The following is a 463-nucleotide window of genomic DNA, read 5'->3' on the forward strand; positions in this document are numbered from 1 at the left end:
CCATTTGGTTATGCTTTATCAGTGCAACTCGGCGGCCACCTCGCGCAACACCGCGCTGAACCATTGCGCCCCCAGCGGCAACGGCAAGGCCGCGTTGTGGCACAGCCCGACCGAACCGCCCGGTTCGCGGATACCCAGGTCCAGCTCGGCCAGCTCGCCGTTGCCGACGTCCAGGCGCACGGCATCGCGCGGCGCCACCCAGATCGCCTCGCTGCGCAACACATAGCTGCGGCTGAGGGTCGGCGAGAGGGTTTCCAGGCGCTGTCCGGCGAGCGCGATGCCCCATTGCACGAACAGGCTGTCGGCGTGGCGGCGGATGGTGGTGCCGGCCAGCGGCAGCACCAGTGGGAATTCGGCCAGCCGCTGCAGGTCGCCGAGGGGCGCGGCGAGCAAGGGGTGGCCGGGACGCACCACCAGCATCATCGACTCGCTGTACAGGTGCTCGAAGGTCAGGCCCTGGATG

1 protein-coding gene is annotated in these 463 nt (G+C 69.1%); it reads right to left on the bottom strand.

Annotation, left to right across the window (positions count from 1 at the left end):
• Positions 1-18: 18 nt before the first annotated feature.
• Positions 19-463, bottom strand: a 445-nt coding sequence (locus ACEWB7_RS17600; protein ID WP_411581036.1) for a LysR substrate-binding domain-containing protein, incomplete at its 5' end; no start/stop codon positions are given.

It is taken from the genome of Acinetobacter sp. NIOH-H-8 (assembly GCF_046635365.1).
Classification (GTDB): domain Bacteria; phylum Pseudomonadota; class Gammaproteobacteria; order Pseudomonadales; family Moraxellaceae; genus Acinetobacter.